The sequence below is a fragment of the Dyadobacter sp. HNCC25DJ183 genome, from assembly GCF_056895175.1.
On sequence record NZ_JBXHAP010000001.1, the window covers coordinates 374,485 to 393,831 of the forward strand.

20 protein-coding genes are annotated in these 19,347 nt (G+C 48.6%); 5 read left to right on the forward strand and 15 right to left on the reverse strand.

The annotated features are described in order from the left end of the window. Positions 1-2: 2 nt before the first annotated feature. The 13 genes from AC1XTG_RS01465 to AC1XTG_RS01525 all read right to left on the reverse strand — a co-directional run bounded on the left by AC1XTG_RS01465 (position 3) and on the right by AC1XTG_RS01525 (position 11,859). Positions 3-431, reverse strand: a complete 429-nt coding sequence (locus tag AC1XTG_RS01465) for an ATP-binding protein (RefSeq protein WP_484840727.1) — start codon at positions 429-431, stop codon at positions 3-5. Between the two features lie 11 nt (positions 432-442). Then, positions 443-763 (reverse strand): STAS domain-containing protein, encoded by a 321-nt coding sequence (locus tag AC1XTG_RS01470; RefSeq protein ID WP_031528067.1) that lies wholly within the window; start codon positions 761-763, stop codon positions 443-445. Between the two features lie 206 nt (positions 764-969). Continuing rightward, the gene (gene glgX, locus AC1XTG_RS01475; protein WP_056287725.1) at positions 970-3,090 is read right to left on the reverse strand and encodes a glycogen debranching protein GlgX; all 2,121 of its coding nucleotides are present in this window, start codon (positions 3,088-3,090) and stop codon (positions 970-972) included. Positions 3,091-3,093: 3 nt separating this feature from the next. Then, positions 3,094-3,432 (reverse strand): STAS domain-containing protein, encoded by a 339-nt coding sequence (locus AC1XTG_RS01480; RefSeq protein ID WP_056287723.1) that lies wholly within the window; start codon positions 3,430-3,432, stop codon positions 3,094-3,096. Positions 3,433-3,549: 117 nt separating this feature from the next. After that, on the reverse strand, positions 3,550-5,373 hold the full coding sequence (locus AC1XTG_RS01485; protein WP_200942796.1) for an AGE family epimerase/isomerase: 1,824 nt from the start codon (positions 5,371-5,373) through the stop codon (positions 3,550-3,552). A gap of 52 nt (positions 5,374-5,425) precedes the next feature. Then, positions 5,426-5,851, reverse strand: a complete 426-nt coding sequence (locus AC1XTG_RS01490) for a VOC family protein (RefSeq protein WP_484840728.1) — start codon at positions 5,849-5,851, stop codon at positions 5,426-5,428. Positions 5,852-5,858: 7 nt separating this feature from the next. Beyond that, positions 5,859-6,428 carry a DJ-1/PfpI family protein gene (locus AC1XTG_RS01495; protein ID WP_484840729.1) on the reverse strand — a complete coding sequence of 190 codons (570 nt, stop codon included), beginning with the start codon at positions 6,426-6,428 and terminating at the stop codon, positions 5,859-5,861. A gap of 62 nt (positions 6,429-6,490) precedes the next feature. After that, a complete protein-coding gene (locus AC1XTG_RS01500; protein WP_484840730.1) occupies positions 6,491-6,823 on the reverse strand; it encodes a nuclear transport factor 2-like protein in 333 nt (110 codons plus the stop codon). A 46-nt stretch (positions 6,824-6,869) separates the two neighbouring features. Beyond that, positions 6,870-7,262 (reverse strand): nuclear transport factor 2 family protein, encoded by a 393-nt coding sequence (locus tag AC1XTG_RS01505; RefSeq protein WP_484840731.1) that lies wholly within the window; start codon positions 7,260-7,262, stop codon positions 6,870-6,872. A 33-nt stretch (positions 7,263-7,295) separates the two neighbouring features. Then, positions 7,296-7,721 (reverse strand): hypothetical protein, encoded by a 426-nt coding sequence (locus AC1XTG_RS01510; protein ID WP_056287712.1) that lies wholly within the window; start codon positions 7,719-7,721, stop codon positions 7,296-7,298. A 60-nt stretch (positions 7,722-7,781) separates the two neighbouring features. After that, entirely contained in the window at positions 7,782-9,308 is a 1,527-nt protein-coding gene (locus AC1XTG_RS01515; RefSeq protein ID WP_484840732.1) for a GMC family oxidoreductase, read from the reverse strand. Between the two features lie 27 nt (positions 9,309-9,335). After that, positions 9,336-11,042: a thiamine pyrophosphate-binding protein gene (locus AC1XTG_RS01520; protein ID WP_484840733.1), complete on the reverse strand. Its 1,707-nt coding sequence runs from the start codon at positions 11,040-11,042 to the stop codon at positions 9,336-9,338. Beyond that, positions 11,032-11,859, reverse strand: coding sequence for a type 1 glutamine amidotransferase domain-containing protein (locus AC1XTG_RS01525; protein ID WP_439559599.1), 828 nt, complete (start codon positions 11,857-11,859; stop codon positions 11,032-11,034). Before AC1XTG_RS01525 ends, AC1XTG_RS01520 begins: the two co-directional genes overlap by 11 nt. A 537-nt stretch (positions 11,860-12,396) precedes the next feature. Here AC1XTG_RS01525 and AC1XTG_RS01530 point away from each other — a divergent pair. The 4 genes from AC1XTG_RS01530 (at position 12,397) to AC1XTG_RS01545 (ending at position 16,291) form a co-directional block, all read left to right on the forward strand. Beyond that, complete coding sequence (locus AC1XTG_RS01530; protein ID WP_484840734.1) at positions 12,397-13,356, forward strand: GAF domain-containing protein; 960 nt, start codon at positions 12,397-12,399, stop codon at positions 13,354-13,356. Further along, entirely contained in the window at positions 13,353-14,399 is a 1,047-nt protein-coding gene (locus tag AC1XTG_RS01535; protein WP_056287702.1) for a sensor histidine kinase, read from the forward strand. Before AC1XTG_RS01530 ends, AC1XTG_RS01535 begins: the two co-directional genes overlap by 4 nt. Next, entirely contained in the window at positions 14,396-15,163 is a 768-nt protein-coding gene (locus AC1XTG_RS01540; protein WP_056287700.1) for a LytR/AlgR family response regulator transcription factor, read from the forward strand. Before AC1XTG_RS01535 ends, AC1XTG_RS01540 begins: the two co-directional genes overlap by 4 nt. A gap of 138 nt (positions 15,164-15,301) precedes the next feature. Further along, complete coding sequence (locus AC1XTG_RS01545) at positions 15,302-16,291, forward strand: bestrophin family protein (RefSeq protein ID WP_484840735.1); 990 nt, start codon at positions 15,302-15,304, stop codon at positions 16,289-16,291. A 42-nt stretch (positions 16,292-16,333) separates the two neighbouring features. Here AC1XTG_RS01545 and AC1XTG_RS01550 read toward each other — a convergent pair whose 3' ends face one another. Further along, positions 16,334-17,038, reverse strand: coding sequence for a hypothetical protein (locus AC1XTG_RS01550; RefSeq protein ID WP_484840736.1), 705 nt, complete (start codon positions 17,036-17,038; stop codon positions 16,334-16,336). A 96-nt stretch (positions 17,039-17,134) separates the two neighbouring features. Then, positions 17,135-17,881, reverse strand: a complete 747-nt coding sequence (gene rluF / locus AC1XTG_RS01555) for a 23S rRNA pseudouridine(2604) synthase RluF (protein WP_484840737.1) — start codon at positions 17,879-17,881, stop codon at positions 17,135-17,137. 159 nt (positions 17,882-18,040) lie between these two features. Between rluF and AC1XTG_RS01560 the strand changes: the two genes are divergently transcribed. Continuing rightward, a complete protein-coding gene (locus tag AC1XTG_RS01560) occupies positions 18,041-19,339 on the forward strand; it encodes an acetylxylan esterase (protein WP_484840738.1) in 1,299 nt (432 codons plus the stop codon). Positions 19,340-19,347: the final 8 nt, after the last annotated feature.

Here is a 19,347-nt window from a genome sequence, read left to right on the forward strand (position 1 = left end):
ACTTACTCGGTTGCACCTATATTCATAACAAACTTATTTCGGTTCTTTCCATTCACATACTCATAGGAAAAATCATCCACTCCATTGATTGTGAGGAAAATACCCAGGCCGCCGATTTCGCGCTCCTCCAAGGATTTGGTAAGATCGTCGGAACCGGGCAGCTCTTTGGCCAGCGGATCGAAAGGCGCGGCAATATCTTCGAGGGTCACGATCAGCTTACTTTCGGTTATCTCGCTCAGCACATCAAAGTCTGCTTCCAACCCTGCATTCTGGTATCCATACAGGATGATGTTGGTCGCGATTTCATCGATTGCCAGTTTGAGGGCGTAAGTCGGCTTTTTAGCCAGCCCCGCTTTTTCCGCAAGCTCACCTACGTATCCCCGTAATGAATCCAGCGAATCCACATTGCCGGGAAAACTTTTCGACTCCATTTTTTCGGTTGTTAAACTGGATATTGATCAACAATTGTCACGCTGTGCTGCAGACCTGTTTTTGTCAGGGTATCTACAATCAGCTCCTGTGGTTTGACGATGTAGATAGCCAGTTTCGGACCGATCTTTTGTTTGGAGTAAATCAACACGCGCAAGCCCGCAGACGACATAAAGTCGAGCTCTTCCATATCGAGCACGAGTGAATCAATGGGCTGATTAGCGATTTTCTCTATTTCAGTTTGAAATACACGCGCCGAAAGCGAATCCAGCTCGCCATGCAAAGTCAACCTCGCAACCTGATCCTCAATAACTGATTCTATTTGAAATGCCATGATAATGATGTTTTTGAATGTTCTAATTTTTAAGAGTTCTTCTCAATTAATTGACTTTGTCACCCTGAGCGGAGTCGAAGGGGAGAGCGACAACGCCGTCCGGAAGTGCCCTTCGACTCCGCTCAGGGTGACAAAAGGGACTGCGCTCAGGGTGTCAAGCATTTCCTTTCCTCCATCCTCCCTTTCCTCCGTCCTCCTTTTACATCCTACTTCCCAACCAAAATCACCGTCGCCCTGCCACCTACCAGGAATCTTCCCTGATCGTCTAGCTTTGGCTCTTTGCCTATTTCGTAAATGTCCTGGCCTGAGGGCATGTCGGTGTTTACGGAGAGGTACCAGCTGCGGCCGTTTGGCAGCTGCGGGAGCTCGTAATAAAGTGCGTCCCAATAGGAATTGAGTGCAACGTAAATGGTATCGTCTACGATAGTGCCACCTTTGGCGTGCGCACCGTCGAGCATGAATGCAAGGCAGCGGCTTGATGCAGAGAAGTCTGCATGCCAGGCTTGTGTACCATGAAAACTGATATCAGGATAGCCGCTTCCTACGTAGTCGCGGTGCTGGAAGTGCGTCCGGCTGCGTAGTACAGGGTGCGCTCTCCGGAAGTGCATGATGTGTTTTGAAAAATTAAACAAATCCGCATTCTTTTCCAACAGGCCCCAGTCCACCCAGTTCAGTTCGTTGTCGTGACAGTAGGTATTGTTGTTCCCGTTTTTGGTCACGCCCATTTCGTCGCCCGACAAAATCATCGGTACGCCCTGACTTACCATCAGGATCGACAATGCATTCTTGATCTGCTTGTGACGGAGCTGGTTGATGTTCGGATCATCCGTTTCACCTTCTACGCCGCAATTCCATGAATGGTTGTCGTTACCTCCGTCGTTGTTATTTTCCCCATTCGCTTCGTTATGCTTTTCGTTATAGGCAAAAAGATCATAAAGCGTGAAGCCGTCGTGGCAGGCGATGAAATTGATGCTGGCTGTCGGGCCGCGGTAGTAGTACAGGTCCGGCCAGCCCTGAATGCTCTGGGCAATATCGCCGATCATACCTTCATCCCCTTTGAGGAATTTGCGTACGCCGTCGCGGTATTTACCATTCCATTCAGCCCAGCGACCGTATGCCGGGAATGACCCTACCTGGTACAAACCGCCTGCATCCCAGGCTTCGGCCACGAGCTTGCATTTGGCAAGGATCGGATCGTAAGCGAGTGATTCGAGCAATGGCGGGTTGCTTAGCGGCGCGCCGTTCTGGTCGCGGCCGAGAATGGCGGCGAGGTCAAAACGGAAGCCGTCAATGTGGTAGTCAGCAGCCCAGTAGCGCAAACAGTCGAGTACCATGTTGCGCACCACGGGATTGTTACAGTTCAATGTATTCCCGGTTCCGGAGAAGTTGAAGTAATAACCTTCCGGGGTAAGCATGTAGTACGTTTTGTTGTCGATTCCTCGGAACGAAATCGTGTGTCCCCGGTGATCGCCTTCAGCTGTGTGGTTAAAAACCACGTCGAGCATGACCTCGATACCGTTCTTGTGCAGCTCTTTGACCAGCGTTTTCAGCTCATCCACCTGCATTCCAAACTTCCCGGTAGCAGCATAACCTGCTTTGGGAGAAAAGAAGTTGACAGTACTATAACCCCAGAAATTGACGATCAAACCGCCGGTTGCCGGGTTCTCACGGCTGTTTTCCCATTCGTCAAACTCATAAATCGGCATCAGCTCCACACAGTTGATACCCAACTCTTTGAGATAGGCTATTTTACTGCGGATCGCGGCGAATGTTCCCGGATTTTTGACATTTGATGAAGGGTGCTGGGTAAACCCGCGCACGTGCATTTCATAAATTACCAGGTCCTCAATGGGCGTTTCGAGCGGGTGGTCATTTTCCCAGTCGAAATCCTCAAAAACAAGCCTGGAACGATACGGATAAATGTTGTCCCAATTGGGTGTAGCCAGCCAGGTATCACGACCCGCGATCGCTTTCGCGTAAGGATCGCTGAGTATAATGTTTTTGTCAAAACGGTGACCTTCCTCGGGTTTGAACGGACCGTCCATTCTGTAACCGTATTCAAGCCGCTCGTAATCCAGATCAAAAACGATCATGGAATACACGTTACCTGTGCGGAACTCTTCCGGAAAACGGATCTCCGCGAAAGGCTGCGCTTCACCTCTTTCAAACAAAACCAGTGTACAATCGATTGCTTCACTGGAATAGATGCTGAAATTGATCCCGTTGGGCACCATGGTAGCTCCGAAAGGAAGCACGTGTCCCCTCCGGAATTTAATGCCCTGCTGCTCATGGGTCGGGTAATAGTCGATCCTGATATCTGTTGCCATAGCTTAGTCTTGTTTAAGAATGACAAGCGCTTCGTCCACCGTTTCAACGATCGTGAAAAAGTTGATAAAACCGGTAGTCGACATCACGTCCTGGATATCCTCGGAAACACCGACCAGTACCACATTCCCGTTCTGGGCGCGGATGTTTCTGTACACCATCAGCAGCACACGCAGCCCTGCACTCGACATAAATCCGACTTCCGTCAGGTCAATGGCGATCTTTTTACTTGAATCAGTCGCCGCACGTGCGTTTCTCTCAAACTCGGGAGCGGTCTTGCTGTCAATATCACCCGTTACCTGTAGTACCGTAATATCGTCCTGTTCGGTAATAGTTACTTTCATAGTTTGCAGCGGTTAGTTTTGGCTGTCGGCTTTCGGCAGTCGGCAATCAGTAATCAAAGTCTTTTATTCTCAAAAAAGCCGATGTCTGAAAGCCGATAGCCGAAAGCCGATACCCATTTACTTACTAGGACTGATTTGTACTTTCACCCGCAGACGCTCCTCTGTTTCCGGAAGTGTCACCGTCAATGCCTGTGCATCGAAGTTATCGTAAGGCTGATCATTGATAAACACTTCGCTGATGTAAATGCTGCCCTCAGGAAGGATATCCGGTGAAACGCGGAGGATATTGTCCGGCCAGCCGTTTGGATAAGGCTTGAAGTAGAAGTACGTAGGCTGTTTTGTGATCAACAGGTTAATGTAAACCGCTGACAGATAGCATAGTTCCGTACTGTGGTAAGCGCTCATTGAGTGGCTTCCCTTGAAACGCTCTGTACCCAGCAGGTAAGGCATTCCATTCGAAAGCACGTTGAAGTAAACACCGCCATCGTCATTATCAAGGAAGAATGCATTGTAGAATGCAGCTGCTTCGCGTGCTTGTTTTTCATATTCTTCGTCTCCCAGAACCCCGTACATGATCAGGTAAGCAAGGATCGCCTGCTCCTGCTGCCACCACGCTTTACGGTCGTGCCACACAAACTGGTGCTTTCCGCCGGTTTTTTTCACTCTTTCCACCACATCGTACCAGCCGCCGCGCTGCTGATCTGATCCTGCTTCCGGCATCAGGGAAGCGATTTTCTTGGCGAAGTCTACGTACTCATCTTTTGGTGTCAAAGACTGCTGACGCATCAGGTTCCATGCAATTTTGAGGTTGTGACCTACTACTGCGCGGTTTTGCTGCCATCCCCAGGTCTGGTCTTTACTCCAGTCTTCGAAGAATTTCTCCTGAACGAACGGGCTGTTTTCGTAATCTGGGAAATACTTTGTAATAGTATCAAAAGTATATTCCAGAAAGTCTGCATGCTTTTTCTCGCCTGTTGCCAGGTACAGGTTGATCAGGTACGCAGGCGCGTGGTCTCCTACCGAGTTCCAGTTTTTGCGCGCCCGGTTGTGCGCGAGCGATTCTTCATGCGCGTCCAGTGTGATCGGGTGCAGGTGAGAGAAATAACCTTCGCCATTGTGATCTTTGAAGTATTTTTCGAAAAGATCAATGGTCTTGTCGATATCATCGCGGATGCGCTGGTCACCCGTAATGCGGTAAGTTTGTGTTGGTCCTGCCAATGCGTAGATCTGCTCGTACATTGGAAGTGCGTCCAGGTCGTCACCGAACTCGGAAGTAAGCAATTTCGTCTCCTTCTGACCTTCCACTTTGAGTCCGTGGTACCAGTAAACCAGGTCATCGTCCTGATCGAAGAAGCGCATGTGGTCACGCAGGTATTCGGTACCCAGCTCTGCACCTTCGAGGAACTCGTCTTTTCCTGTCAAAAGGTAAGCGGATGCAAATCCGTACACCATCCGTGAAATCGTATCTGTCTCCTGGAGGTAATCTCCTTTTTTAGAACCTCCCAAATGCAACATGGTGCGGTAGTTCTTGTAGTTGATTTCCTCCTTAGGGTAGTCAAACTGCCATTTCAGATAGCTGGAAGCAATGGAGCTGATCTGGGTGATCCACCAGTTCTGCTCCTCGTGGCGGTAAACCTTAGGTTCTTTGCCAGGGAAAATCAGCTGCTGTGCTTCAAATGCAGCTTCGTTTTCACCTGCATTCGGATAGAATGTTCCGTAAGCGAATACATACTGTCCGTTTGTTGAAAGGAATGCCGTAATGTCGCCCGGATCCTGCCAGCCTTCTGTCAGGTTCTGAACACTGCGCGCGTAAGTGGAGGGGATCAGATTTAACTTGAATGGTCTTTTGTCGGAAGTTTCCAACGTGAACCACCGTTCCTCTGCATTATATCCCGTGATATAACCTGCAATGGTATCTGAAAAAGTGAAATCTATATTCATGCTCAAATAGTTAAGGTGTTCTGATTATGAAGTTTAAATGGCGGTCGAAGGGTCATGCGCCCACGCCTTCCTGGTCTCGATACCCTTGGGTGATTTCAATAATGTTTCCTTCCGGATCTTTCAGCCAGACTGTTTTCCAGCCTTCGATTACCTCGTCAAAATGAAGCGGGCCGAGTGTGATCACTGCATCATCACCCATTAACCTGAGCTTTTCGTCGATGTCCTCCACCGAGAATGCAATGTGGCGCAGGCCCGGGTAGTGCGGACCATCCGCTTCCGCCATCGCCATGGGACGTTCTTCCTCGGGCGGAAAGACCTCGAAGTAAATATTGTGGTCATTTTTAAGGAAAACGAGCTCAGCGTCATCGCCCAGACTGATCGTCCTGGCACGTTTAAAACCGAAGTGCTTAGCATAAAACGCTTCGAATTTTACCAGGTTTTTGACGGTCAAAGCCAAATGGAAAAAAGTTGTGTCCATACTGATATCAGTTTGCGGAAAGGGTTTCAATGATCTTTTTGGCAAATAAATGGGCATGTCCGCCCGACCGTCCCGTAATCAGGTCACCATCCACGACCACGTCTTCATTCGTGTAAATGGCGCCGTAGGCTTTGGCATCGCCGATCAGGTTGTTGTGGCAAACCAGCTTTCTGCCTCTCACGAGCTCCGTTGCAGGAGCTACCAGCCAGAGACCGTGGCAAATAATGCCTTTCAGGATACCTGGCTCAGCAAATACGCGTTTCAGAAATTCAGTAGCAGGCGGGATTTTCTCAACATCCTCCGTGTAACGCAGTCTGTCGGAAACCATTCCTGAGGGAACGATAATGGCATCATAAGTCCTGAGCTCTTCATCGCTCATGTTCTCGAATGTCTCCCAGCAATCCATTGGCGCACGGTACTCGTGGCCCATGAATGTCAGCTTGTCCTGGCCCCAGAGACGGGAAAGGAAATGCACTTCTGCACCTTCCTCGGGGAACCTGAACTTGTAGTAGAAGATTTCGTTCTCAAAGAAGTCGGCTTCGAACAGAATACCGATCTTTTTTCCGGCAAGTTTCATAGAGAAACACGTTTAGAGGAGTTACGTAAAATTTAGATTTGGAAAAACCCAGATCCGCCAGGCTATTTCAGACCTGAATAATGTCTGATGATCTTTCCGTCTTTCAGCAACATCGCGTCGTAGATCCTGGTTGGCCCGTTGACTGTGTCAATGGTTGCTTCAAACATGATACTGTCGTCGGTAGTCGCAAATTTTTCTGTTGAAATGAAGCCGCGGTATACATATTCAAGGTAACCTGAAAAGAGGTTCTTGATCGCTTCCGCTCCTTTTGCAACAATGGGCTCCGGTCCGCTGAGCACGATCATTTCTGCATCTGCTGCATAGTGCTTGTCAACCAGTACTTCTGCATTACGATCTGCCAGCAATGCTACCTGCTCGTCATAAAACGCTTTCATATTTTTAAGATATAGTTGAGAATAATGTTCTGAATCAATCGGTTTTTCAGGCCAGCGTTCCGTCCGGATGCTGTACCATTCCCGCGAAGTGGATCGCTATCTTGCCATTTTCAAGTACCCAGCTATCGGCAAAGCGCATTTCGCTTTTTTCGCCGCCTACTGTCATGGTGATCTGCTCGGTGATCATCAGCGTTTCGGGGTTCTCGGTCTCAGCCCAGAAAACGATTTCAGTTTCCAGTCCGTCGATACCCAGAATGCCCTGCATGTGCTCATTCACCTGATCACGGCCTTTGTAAATGACCGGCGATTTGGAGAAGCTGCTGATCAGCGTCGCATCGTCTGTATATTGATCCAGAAGCGCATCGATATTCTTGTCCAGAATGTGCTGGATGTGCTCTTTGTACATTTTACCCAGTTTGGTATCAGGTACGTTCTTCATGATGTGAAAAGGATAAGGGTATGAATGATCGTTTTAAAGTGTAGCTGAACCTTCGTGGTATTCGAGTCCGTCTACGATGTATTTGCTGATGATGACTTTGCCTGCATCATTCAATTTCACTTCCCAGGTCTGGAAAGCATCGCATTTAATGCGTTTGCTGAAAGGCTCAGGTGCATTCCACACGCTTGCTTCCCATTGCACTACCACTTTCACGGTAGCCTTATCACCCGAAATCTCCGACTCCACACTTTTCACGGTATGTACTTCATCGAAGAAAATGCGGATCACGCGCTGGAACCAACCTTCAAAACCGGCATAACCGTATACTGTCGCTTCGGGAAATACCATTTCCAGCTCTGCATCTGCAAGCAAGGGCAATACCTCTACCATGGGAACATGGACGTCCAGTTTCTTGTACCAGTCAATGGCCAGTTCTTTAATCGCTTCTTGTGTCAACATTGTATTTGAATTGAGGTTATGGGTCTTTTTTGTAAATCAATGCGCTGCCTTTCGGGTAGTTCAGCGGTCTGCTGCGAGGATCATATCCGCTGCTTTTTCTCCAATCATAAAGCAAGCTGCTACTGTATTTCCGCTTGTAACCGTCGGCATTACCGACGCATCTGCCACGCGCAGGTTCTGTATCCCGCGTACCCGCAGCTGCGGATCTACCACGGCCATTTCATCGTTTCCGATTTTACAGGTACCGGCCGGGTGCCATAATGTGGAGCACTGGCTGCGGATATAACTTTCAGGATCGGCATCACCGGGCACCATTTCGCCTCCGTTAAGCGGTTCAAACTTGGAGGTACCGGCTATTTTCCTGACAATCTCAATTGCTTTGATAAGAACCTGCACATCTGCCGGCTCACTCAGGTAATTGGGATTGACAATTGCCGCGTCCCGGATATTGGAAGAGCGCAGCGTAACTTCTCCCCTGCTCTCTGCTTGTACGAGGATTGGCAGGAAAATGCAAATCGGTCCGCCAAAATCAGGTAACAAAGGTGCTAGTGGCTGGGGGAGACTGGGTGTAAAGTTGATTTGCAAATCCACCTGTCCTCCCTCCTCTTTCGTACACAGGAAAATGGCATTGCCCGTCAGCAAGGTTGTATTCGGCATCGGTATTTTCGACCGGAAAATCATTGGAAGCTGCAAATGGTCCTGCAAGTTCTTCCCGACACCAGGTAAGTCGGCGATCACCGGGATTTGAAGTGCTTCCAATTCAGCGGCGGGACCAATACCCGAGAGCAGCAACAGCTTGGGCGATGCCAGTGCACCGCTGCTGATAATGATCTCCTTTTCTGCAAGTGCATTCCAGGTAAGCGCTCCGGCTTCAAATTCAACTCCGAATGCCTTGTTTTTTTCAATCAGAATCTTGCTGACCAGCGCATTAGTAAGGATAGTCAAATTAGGTCTTGATTGAATGGGATCCAGAAAAGCAGATGCGCCATTGTCCCTGCGGTTGTTCTTGTCAATATGGAATTGTAAAAGGGCGGCGCCGTTTTCCTGGCGTTCACCATTGTAATCCCAATAAGGTCCGTCGTAGCCGAGCTCTGTTGCGCCTTCCAGGAAATGCGTAGAGCGCATTACTTCGTCAGGACAGTCGCGGATACTGAGCTCCCCGCTGGTGGAATGGTATTCAGAAGCGCCGTTTTCGAAGTTTTCCGATTTTTTAAGAAATGGTAAAACATCCTTGTAAGACCAGCCTTCTGCGCCAAGTTGCTCCCAGAGATCGAAATTGGCAGGATTACCGCGCACATACATCATCGCATTGATCGACGTACTGCCGCCCAGCACCTTACCCTGATTGATGGTGATACTGCGGCCACCCAGACCAGGCTGCGGCGTGGTTTCCAGTTTCCAGTCCATTTCGGATCCCCAGAGACTTACAAAGCCAGCCGGATCTTTAATTGCGGGATTTTGATCACTGCCGCCCGCTTCTATCAGCAAAACCCTGTTAGCCTGATCGGCACTTAACCTGTTGGCCAACACACTTCCGGACGCGCCGGCTCCCACAATGATGTAATCGTAAACTTGATTATTCAACATTTTACAAGTGGAGGTTTAGGTAATCGCTTATTGTGAACAGTTCACTTTCACCCAGTCAGATTTGTGGTCACCTTCCAGGACGAGGTCAATCAGGAATGGCTTATCATCTGCCAGCATGCGTTCGATTGCCGGTAAAATATCTTCTTCTTTTTCAACGCGCACCGCTTCTACGCCCATTGACTGCGCGAGAATGTCAAAACGGATTGCCGGATAAGACAGGTCAAATGGAAGCGGGAATGGATGTTTATCAATTTCGCGCTCTTTCCAGTATTGGTCGATATTGAGCTGTAATAGCTTGTAGGAACCGTTGTTGCAGACTACGAATTTGGCACCCGCATTGTGACGCACAGCCGACCATAATGTCTGGATCGTGTACATACTCCCGCCGTCGCCGGAGAAGCCGATTACGGTTTTCTCAGGATTGGCAAGCTTCACCCCGATAGCGCCCGGAAATCCTACCCCCAGCGATCCTCCGCGGGTTGTGAAATACTGTCCGGCTGCTTTTTGAGGAATGTATCTGCTCACGGCGGGCGAGCTGGTGAGGGCTTCGTCGAAGATAACGGTCTCGTCCAGGTTCAGCTTCTCTGCAAGTACTTTCGAGAACTGCGCCATTCGCAACGGCGATCCTGAATATTGCTTATCCGCTTCTTTTTCCTTCGCTATTTTCTCGCTTTTTGCAGTACCGATCTCCTCTATACGCTGTATCACTTCGGCCATTTGGTCCGTCGAGATCATCGCTTCAAGTACCTCGGCGAGTTCTGCCAGCGAGAGCTTGGGATCACTTACCACGCCCAGGTCAACCCGGTGGTTTTTGGCGATCTCGTATGCATTCAGGTCAAAATGGATCACTTTCGCTTCTGGTGCATAAATGTCACCGAGCTCTGGGAACACTTCGGGTACCATATAAGTACCTACGATGAGGTTCACATCACCTTTTGTTGTGATCGGGTGGCTGTAAGATCCGAACATGTGACCGGTCGTACCCTGGTAAAGCGGGTGCGTATTATCCATCACCACGTCACCGAATTCCACGCCGTAAACTTCTGCGCCGAGCAGCTCTGCCACTTTGGTAAGCTCAGGAATCGCGTCGGAATAAGCTACGCCGTCGCCGACGAAGATCATGGGCTTTTCTGCATTGAGCAATATCTCGGCAGCTTCGCGGATCAGGTCTGAATGTGGTAAAACGCGGGTTGACGGAATGCAGCTTGGAAATACCGGCTCATCGTTGAGCTCGTCCAGCACGTCCATAGGCAAACACACATAAACAGGCCCCATTGGTGCAGTAGTAGCAATCTTGATCGCCCTGCGTAATGTTCTCAGCAGTGATTTGGACGAAGTTGCCATGGTAGCATACTTGGTCACAGGCGCCATCATTGCCACCAGATCGTTGGCCATTTGGGCATCCATATTCATGTACTGCACACCGGCATCGGACCCGATTACAACAAGCGGCGCGTGGCCTCTTTTTGCCTGGTAAATCGCTCCTACTGCGTTTCCGATCCCCGGCGAGCTGTGCAGCTGCACCAGGGTTGGTTTTTGTGTAGCCCTTGCATATCCGTCGCCCATCATTACTGCGATGGTCTCCTGCAGGGTAAGTATATACTTCATGTCCGGATATTCGGCCAGTGCATCAAGGAAACCCTGCTCCACTGTACCCGGATTCCCGAACATGAAGTCCATTCCGTCGGCCAGGAACTGTTCAATAATCTTCTGATTTCCGGTTTTACCAGCCATAACGGGTGAGCCCTTTATCCAATACGTTTACAAACTGTTCTCCGAACTCAAATGAGCATTGCAGCGAGCGCGCGGTAATGAATGGATAGTCGACGATGACAGAAGTTTCCTTACCGAAATTGCCGTGGTACTGTCCGTTCGGCCCTACTGCATCTGTCAGGATGTATTCTAGGACATATGGTGGCGGCCCCATGTTCAGGTCTGTGTGCAGGAAGCCGGTACCGTCGTGGTAATCGTATTCAATGCAGTGACCAGTCACGTGCTTGCCGTTGATGATCGATTTCCTTTCGTTGAAATCCCTTGCGAAAACAAGTGGTGCCACGCCGTAGCAAATTCCTGCCACAGGCATTTTCTTGTTGTAAAAAGCAAGTATCAGGTCGTGTACGCGCTGGTTGTTGACCATGTCGATTATCGGCCCGCTGCCGCCTACGAGCAGCAATGCAGCATACTCTTCGGTTACATTTTCCTGGGCGGTTTTCAGGTCAGCATAGTACTTCTCGAATGCTCTCAGAAAGTCGGGAGTTGAGAAATACGGACGTTGTGGAATTACTTCCGACAGGTTAAGCCTGTTTTCAAGTCTGTTGCTTGCTTCAAACGCTTTTACTTTTTCAGCTGCGATTGGTGTCGTTACACAAACACCTAGAGGAGGGTCTACATAAGTAGTGTCATAGCTTGGCGGAAGGGCTTCTGCCTTTTTGCCATTGGGGGTGATGAATTCAACAGTGTAACCTGCTTCTTCCAGCTTTTCGAGCGGTCCAACCAACTCAATACCCCAATATCCGTATTCTGACAGGACGGCAAGTATTTTTTTTGACATAGATAATGAGTGTTTTTAAGGGTAGTTGTATTAAAACAAAAAAGGAACGTTGAGTAAAATAGTAGCGGCGTGTGTGCTTTCGGTGTACAAATATGTCGACACGGTTAGCGAGCAGGATTCAAATAATAATCGAAACTGAAAAATACCACGGTGAACCGGTTGTTTCCAGACCTCAAACCGCCGGGTATTTGCTGAACCGTTTAAATCGATATCTGAACCTTCTGAAAAGTCTGCGAAGCCGAAAAGTAAAGCATTGAAGAAAAAAGAAGCATTTTGGAGAATTGACTTTTTGCCGCTTTTTTGTGTGGTTATCCGTGAAAACAATAGTAATATTTCTACCTTTATCAGTATACTTGCAAAACACTAGTTTGCTGCGCACTGCGTTGTAAACTGACAGCCCCCACACTTGAAACACACGCACCGGGAAAAATCAGACCTTCATCAAGCGAACCCGGTAATTCTCAGACCGGTACGATTTTGAGAAGATTCAGGCGCGATTGCCAATACAATCTTAAAGAATACACCTTGCTCTAAGTTATGAAACCTTTGAACCTCCTGATCGTTGCCATCCAACGCGAGTGGCTGAATCTCCTGGAAGATTCCCTGAGCTATGCCGGTTACCAGTTTCAGATCAAAAAGGTAGATTCCAAACAATCGGCGATCAAAGCATTCTACGAAGCCAAATACGACCTGCTTATATCTAATTGCGTACTGCCCGACGGTAAGATCACCGACCTGGCCGACCTGCTTGGCAGCCAGCTGCCCTGCCTCGTGATGTCGGAAACGCATTGTCCGGTTACCTCACAGCTCACGCTCGCTGTAACTGACACCAATTATTACATGAACTGTTACGATAAGCTCGGCTGGATCCCGGCTTTGGAAAATACATTGGCCAAATGGCGCAGCAACGCAGAACAGAAGATCAGCCAGCATTTACAGAGCAACGATGATCTTTACAGAAAGGTACTAGCCCGCTGCGCCGAGCTGCTCGACAGTCCGGAGCTGTCAGCCTCAGAAGCCGCTACCAGCACATTTGAACTGGTGACGGAAGTAATGAGCCTGGGCAGAATGTACCTGTGCGTGGCGCAAAATGCCGGCGACGGCGGATTGCATATCGTGAAAAAAGCAGAAGCTGCGGGTTCGGGCGTCTCTCTCAAACATTCGCTTTCCCAAAGCCCCCTTGATATCCCCTACTTTTCCAGGTGGCGACCCCTGTTTGAGGCAGGTAACGTAGTTACTGAACTGGTATCCGAACTGCCAGTAAGTGAATGCAAGTGGCTGAGCCGCCATGATATTCAATCGCTGCTGGCTGTACCGCTGACGCTGGAAGGCAAATGGATCGCCTACATCGCAGTGGAAGATACATTTGATCTCAGGATCTGGTCAGAAGCCGAGATCGAATTGATCGTTCGTCTCGCTGCATTGATCCAAAACAGTTTATTTACATCAAGAAAATCAACTTTGTCGGAAGCAGCAATACTTAGCAACGTGGCATGACCCCCGACATGAATTACCGGAACGGGATGTCTTTGGGCTGGCGTCTCTGTTTCATTTTAAGTCTTTTTGCCACAATTCCCCGGCTGATATTCGTGTGGCCGGCGCTCTTCAATCCCGCGCGGATTGGGAGTGGTCTTCTCGACATCTGCATTCAGTTCATCATCAGCTTCGAGTTCGCCTGGATTTTCATTTACATCTGTCTGCATTACACCTATCAGAAGCCGAGCTGGTTTAACCGGCAAAGCAAGTGGGTACAAGCCGGGCTCCTCGTCTTACTATTCTTTGCGATCAACGAGATTCTCTTTCAGCTGAAACTCGCGCTGGACGAGGATAATACCAATATGATCATTTTCAGGGTAGTTTATTACCTCTATCATATATTATTGCTGCTCGCGATCCTGGGTTACCGCAACTTCTTGCTGACCACCCAGGCAAACCATGAGATCGGGCTGGAAAATGAGCAGCTCAAACGGGAGCAGCTTAAAGCGCAGCTCGAAGCATTGCGCAACCAGCTTAATCCGCATTTCCTTTTCAATGCATTAAACATCCTGAATATCTCCATTGCCACCAATCCCGACCTGGCACAACGCATTGTACTCGACTTGTCGGATATCCTTCGTTACAATCTGAAAGTACAAAACCAGGGACTTGTGCTGCTTACTGACGAGCTGGCGGCGGCGCGTGCTTACCTCGACCTGCACAAGGCGCGCTTTGGTGATAAAATGGCTTTCGATTTCATTGACACCGAAACGGGAAAGGAATGGTATGTGGTCCCATTGTCCCTGCAGATATTGATTGAAAATGCGATCAAGCACAATGTGATCACAAGTACGCAGGTCCTGTTTATCGAAATCCGGCTGAACGAGCAGGAAAAGCAGGTGATTGTAATGAATACGATTAACAAAAAAGCCAATTCGGGAGGAACGGGCATCGGGTTGCAAAATCTCGACAAGCGCTATAAGATACAGACCGGCCAGAAACCCTCCCTGATTGAAGACGAACAACAGTTTACAGTAAAAATTCCTCTGATTGAAGCTCCATGACAAGAATCCTGATCATTGAAGACGAACAACCCGCAGGGCAATACCTGACACAGCTGATCCAAAAGATCGATCCGAAAACTGTAATCCTGGATATCCTGGAAAGTGTTGAAACGGCTGTAAACTGGCTTAGCAACAACATTGTACCCGACCTGATCTTCCTGGATGTACAGCTGGGCGACGGTACCTGCTTTCAGGTTTTTGAACAAATATCAATCGGCTGCCCGGTAATTTTTACTACCGCACATGACGAATATGCATTGCGCGCATTCAAGCTCAACAGCATCGATTACCTGCTCAAACCCATCAGGCAGGAGGCATTGAAATTCAGTCTTGACAAGTACTACCAGCTCAATGAGGAGAATGCGATCAACAAGGTGAAGTATCTTGAAGAATTAATGCATACCCAAATCCTGAACCGGCGAAACCCTCGCAAGAGCTTCCTGGTCCCCTATCGTGACAAGCTGATCCCGCTGCGCGATGTGGATTTTGCGTGGCTTACAATCCGTAACAGCGTGGTAGTAGCTACCCTGCATGACGACCGTAATTTTGTCATAGACAAATCCCTCGAAGAACTCGAAAATCAACTGGACCCCACCAACTTTTTCCGTGCAAACCGCCAGTTTATCATCTCACGACAATGTATCCAGGAAATTGAGCTATACTTCAATGGAAGGCTGCTTCTGCGCACAAACCCGGTTTCGCCGAACCAGATCCTGATCAGCAAGGAACGCGTTCCGGTGTTTAAAAAGTGGTTTGAAGACTGATATAAGGATACAGGAAGCCCGTTTTACACTTGCAATTTGGCTGTTTGATTTGCATTATTTCCGCTTCGCCCAGAAAGTCGGCTCGGCTTAGGAGAAAAAGGGAAAGATTTGCAGCATTACAATTTCTACTAAACTACCATGTATACTGCCCGCGAGATCAAGCTGGGAATCGTCCTTTCCTTCGCCTGGAAAACCCTGGTGTTCTTTTTCCTTTACGCCTCCGCACTTTGCGCGATAAGCTATTTGTCGGGCCACACGCTCGGCGTTTCATTTGTCCCGATTGGTCTGATCGGTACCGCGGTTGCCTTTTACGTGGGTTTTAAAAACAATTCGTCTTACGACCGGCTGTGGGAAGCACGCCGCATCTGGGGCGCGATCGTAAATGCGAGCCGCACTTTCGGTGCAACAACTTGTACCTACATTCAATCCGAAGGGACGGGTAAAGGATCAGTGAAGGCGCAACTGATCCACCGGCACATTGCTTACGTTAATGCAGTCCGCATTCAGTTGCGGTCTAAAAGCGTTTGGAACGATCCGGGCGCGACGGCCAATGCAGTCGTGGAAGAACAGCACATTCCCGCCGACCAGTCGATGCCGGATATGCTAAACCGCTTTTTACCTGCCGACGAAGCCGCCTTCTACCAGACCCGCAAAAACCCGGCGACCCATATTATGAAAGCGCAGGCGAAGCAGCTCGACGACGAGTTCCGGGCGGGGCGGATCAATGAGCTGTTTTACTTTCATATGATGAACCTGGTGCAGGAGTTTTACAACCAGCAGGGCGCTGCCGAGCGGATCAAGAACTTTCCTTTTCCCCGCCAGTATGCATATTTCAGCAAAGTGTTCGTGTGGCTTTTCATTCTTGCCCTCCCATTCGGGCTGATCAATGAATTTGCCAAGCTGGGCGACGGATTGATTTTCCTGGCGATACCAAGTTATGTGCTGATCGCGTGGGTTTTCCATACAATGGAAATTGTGGGAGATACCAGCGAAAATCCCTTTGAAAACGCCATTAACGATATCCCTATGACGTCGATCTGCCGCACGATCGAGATTGATTTGCGTGAAATGCTAAATGAGACTTCCATTCCTGCGCCTATTACGGCGGTGAATAATATTTTGATGTAGTTCAAGTTGACGGTCTGATACAGCCCGTCAACTTACCGCTTGTTATAATGCATTGCAAAAAACAATCGCTTTTTCCAGGTCTGCTGCTGATTCGAAGTTCACCTGGTTTTCCCGGAGGTATTTGTTGACTGCGCTCTTTTTTGATGGGAAAACTTTCAGGAGGTTGTTCCGGTTGGCAACATATAATATGTTGTTTTTATCAATAAAGAAAAAGACTGCGCGCTTGGCGAGCATTACTCTCTCGTTGACATTCAAAAATTGGTATTCACCAGTTGAGTTTACAAAAGTAGAGTAGCTGGAAATCGCGGAAGTAGACGAGTACTGCCCGTAAGCAGCATTTTTTTCGTGATCCATTTTGGCAAGAAACTCTTTTCTGCCCAGCTTCACATTACCGAGATCGCGTTCGAGTCGCACGTGTCCGTGGCCCTTTTGATAGTAGAAAATGTCATTTGCAATCAGAATGTGATTGATGTAATCTGCGTTGGCGAAAAGCATGGTGTCACGTGCCGGACTGATAAACATCACTTCTCCGTGCACCCTGTTGTAATTCATCTTTGCCCTCGAACTATTACCATTCCTGAAAAATACCTCCCCGTCGCGAAAGTCAGGGAACTGGTACCGGCCTTCGTAGGGTATCACCTTATTTGCATCATTTCCTGTTTTTACCTGGTAAGCGTTTTTGCCGGATTGTGCATTTGCGGAAACAGCCAGCAATGTAGTAAACAGAAAAAGCGGGAGGTACTTCATGGCAGTAAGTGACTGGCTATATGAATATTTACGTTTAAATTTAAATAAATCCGATAAACTTTTCACGCCGCCAGCCGGCTACAACCCGACATTTTCTTATTCTTCCCAGTTGTCAATCACCGAACCTTCCTGTGTTTTAACAGAACTCTCGACGGCCGCATTGATTTCCGCCATTTCCTCCTCAGTGAGATCGCGCCACTTACCTACCGGCAGACCGTCAAGTGTCACATTCATAATACGCACTCTTTTCAATTTAGTCACCTGGTACCCCAGGAATTCGCACATTCTGCGTATCTGCCGGTTGAGTCCCTGTGTAAGAATGATCCTGAACACAAAGCTGCCCTCCTTTTCTACGACGCACTTCCGCGTGACCGTTCCGAGTACCGGAACGCCGGCGCCCATTCTTTCGATGAACCCGTCGGTAATGGGTTTGTTGACCGTCACCACGTATTCTTTCTCGTGGTTATTGCCGGCGCGCAGGATTTTGTTGACGATATCTCCGTCGCTGGTCAGGAATATCAGCCCTTCGGAAGGTTTGTCCAGCCTGCCGATCGGGAAAATGCGTTCCTTGTGGCGGATATAGTCAATGATGTTACCTTTTACATTTTTCTCCGTAGTACAGGTAATTCCCACCGGCTTGTTGAATGCGATGTACACTCCTGCCTTTTTCGCTTTCAGGAGTTTTCCATTCACACGTACATCGTCAGCTGCCGAAGCCTTGTCGCCTAGCACCGCCACTTTCCCATTTAATGTAACCTTTCCCTGCTCAATCAGCTTGTCGGCCTCGCGGCGTGAGCAGTAACCTGTCTCGCTGATAAACTTATTTATTCTTGTTAATTCCAATTTGTTGCGGATTTGAATCAAAAAACAACTTCGGTTGACAAAGCAAATTTGGGTTGATTTTGAAAAATTATCATCGTTCAGACAAAGAATTCGTGGTTTTGCAACTTTACCCTTCATCTCTAAATCTATTTACAAATAAGAAAGATCATTTATTATTCTATGAAAAATCGTCTCCTGCTCTGCCAGCTTTTCTTTTGGCTAACCGTCCTGACACTTCAGGCACAGCCCGCGCGCCGGCCCGTGGAAGTAATTGTGAGTACCAATCATGAGGACTGGACTTACAAAACGGGCGAAAAAGTGCAGTTCACCGTACAAGTCCTGAGAAATGGATTTCCGGTCAAAAATGCGCAGCTGCGATATGAAATTGGGTTGGAGAAGATGGACCCGACTATTAAAGAAAGCAAAACTGCTGCCGATGGAAAACTGACCATTGACGGCGGCACATTGAAAGCACCCGGTTTTCTGAGGTGTATTGTTTGGGCCAATGTAGACGGAGGCGAGTTCCGCGGTCTGGCTACTGCCGCATTTGAACCACTGAAAATTCAGCCGACGGTTTCAAACCCGGAAGACTTCGATACATTCTGGGCCAATGCAAAAAAGGAGCTGGCTGCTGTACCAATGGATGCAAAAATGACGCTGCTGCCTGAGCGCTGCACAGAAAAAACAAATGTGTATCACCTTAACCTGCAAAATAACAGACCAGGTGTAAGGGTTTACGGTATTTTGAGTATCCCGAAAAAGGAAGGTAAATATCCTGCATTACTGCGGGTACCTGGTGCGGGAGTCCGTGGCTATTATGGTGACGTCGCCACTGCTGATAAGGAGATTATCACACTCGAAATCGGCATTCACGGGATTCCGGTCACAATGGACCCGTCGGTTTACATTGATCTTGGACAAGGTGCTTTGAACGGGTATCCTGCTTACAATCTTGACGACAGGGACAAATTCGTCTATAAAAAGGTATATCTCGGTTGCGTGCGTGCCAACGATTTCCTGGTTAGTCTGCCGCAGTTCGACGGCACCAACCTTGCGGTTACCGGCGGCAGCCAGGGTGGCGCATTGTCAATCGTAACAGCCGGTCTTGATCCCCGCGTAAAATGGCTGGGCGCATTTTACCCTGCATTGAGTGATGTAACGGGTTACCTGCACGGCCGGGCAGGCGGCTGGCCTCATTACTTTGACAAAAACGGAGTTAGTGTCAATAACACGAATGCGAAAGTGGCGACTGTGGGCTACTATGATGTAGTTAATTTTGCAAGACGCGTAAAAGCGCCTGGATTCTACATGTGGGGCTTTAACGACGAAACCTGTCCGCCTACATCCATGTATGCTGCCTACAATGTAACCACCGCGCCCAAAGAACTGAAACTGTACCAGGATACCGGCCACTGGACTTACCAGGAGGAGAGAGATATTATGAATAACTGGCTGGTGGAGAAGTTGAAGGGGAAGTAATGAGAAAT

Coding starts and splice junctions, on each gene's coding strand:
- AC1XTG_RS01500 (WP_484840730.1), bottom strand. CDS start 6,823: ATGAAAGCGTTTTATGACGAGCAGGTAGCATTGCTGGCAGATCGTAAT.
- AC1XTG_RS01490 (WP_484840728.1), bottom strand. CDS start 5,851: ATGGACACAACTTTTTTCCATTTGGCTTTGACCGTCAAAAACCTGGTA.
- AC1XTG_RS01470 (WP_031528067.1), bottom strand. CDS start 763: ATGGCATTTCAAATAGAATCAGTTATTGAGGATCAGGTTGCGAGGTTG.
- AC1XTG_RS01545 (WP_484840735.1), top strand. CDS start 15,302: ATGTATACTGCCCGCGAGATCAAGCTGGGAATCGTCCTTTCCTTCGCC.
- AC1XTG_RS01550 (WP_484840736.1), bottom strand. CDS start 17,038: ATGAAGTACCTCCCGCTTTTTCTGTTTACTACATTGCTGGCTGTTTCC.
- AC1XTG_RS01510 (WP_056287712.1), bottom strand. CDS start 7,721: ATGTTGACACAAGAAGCGATTAAAGAACTGGCCATTGACTGGTACAAG.
- AC1XTG_RS01505 (WP_484840731.1), bottom strand. CDS start 7,262: ATGAAGAACGTACCTGATACCAAACTGGGTAAAATGTACAAAGAGCAC.
- AC1XTG_RS01485 (WP_200942796.1), bottom strand. CDS start 5,373: ATGAATATAGATTTCACTTTTTCAGATACCATTGCAGGTTATATCACG.
- AC1XTG_RS01520 (WP_484840733.1), bottom strand. CDS start 11,042: ATGGCTGGTAAAACCGGAAATCAGAAGATTATTGAACAGTTCCTGGCC.
- AC1XTG_RS01535 (WP_056287702.1), top strand. CDS start 13,353: ATGACCCCCGACATGAATTACCGGAACGGGATGTCTTTGGGCTGGCGT.
- AC1XTG_RS01480 (WP_056287723.1), bottom strand. CDS start 3,432: ATGAAAGTAACTATTACCGAACAGGACGATATTACGGTACTACAGGTA.
- AC1XTG_RS01540 (WP_056287700.1), top strand. CDS start 14,396: ATGACAAGAATCCTGATCATTGAAGACGAACAACCCGCAGGGCAATAC.
- AC1XTG_RS01465 (WP_484840727.1), bottom strand. CDS start 431: ATGGAGTCGAAAAGTTTTCCCGGCAATGTGGATTCGCTGGATTCATTA.
- AC1XTG_RS01525 (WP_439559599.1), bottom strand. CDS start 11,859: ATGTCAAAAAAAATACTTGCCGTCCTGTCAGAATACGGATATTGGGGT.
- glgX (WP_056287725.1), bottom strand. CDS start 3,090: ATGGCAACAGATATCAGGATCGACTATTACCCGACCCATGAGCAGCAG.
- AC1XTG_RS01515 (WP_484840732.1), bottom strand. CDS start 9,308: ATGTTGAATAATCAAGTTTACGATTACATCATTGTGGGAGCCGGCGCG.
- AC1XTG_RS01530 (WP_484840734.1), top strand. CDS start 12,397: ATGAAACCTTTGAACCTCCTGATCGTTGCCATCCAACGCGAGTGGCTG.
- AC1XTG_RS01495 (WP_484840729.1), bottom strand. CDS start 6,428: ATGAAACTTGCCGGAAAAAAGATCGGTATTCTGTTCGAAGCCGACTTC.
- AC1XTG_RS01560 (WP_484840738.1), top strand. CDS start 18,041: ATGAAAAATCGTCTCCTGCTCTGCCAGCTTTTCTTTTGGCTAACCGTC.